This is a genomic window from Cobetia sp. SIMBA_158 (assembly GCF_046566945.1).
Classification (GTDB): domain Bacteria; phylum Pseudomonadota; class Gammaproteobacteria; order Pseudomonadales; family Halomonadaceae; genus Cobetia; species Cobetia amphilecti.
In genome coordinates this window covers 1-247 of the sequence record NZ_JAWJYL010000865.1, presented here as the reverse complement: position 1 = coordinate 247, position 247 = coordinate 1, and the positions used below count along the sequence as shown (strand labels likewise).

General features: G+C 35.2%; 1 pseudogene. It reads right to left on the bottom strand.

The window, feature by feature from the left end:
* A pseudogene (locus R2R70_RS22295) lies at window positions 1-247 on the bottom strand (DNA recombination/repair protein RecA); the annotation flags it as partial.

Here is a 247-nt window from a genome sequence, read left to right as displayed (position 1 = left end):
AAGAATTTAATTGAATTGTTTTTACCTTGTCCTACCTTGTTACCATTGTAGCTGTACCAAGCACCTGCTTTTTCAACAATTTTGTTCTTAACACCTAAATCAATTAGCTCGCCTTGCTTAGAAATACCTTCACCATACATGATAATAAATTCGGCTTGTTTAAACGGAGGCGCTACTTTGTTTTTAACAATTTTAAAGCGCGTTTAGTTACCAACAACTTAATCACCTTCTTTCACCGAACCCATAC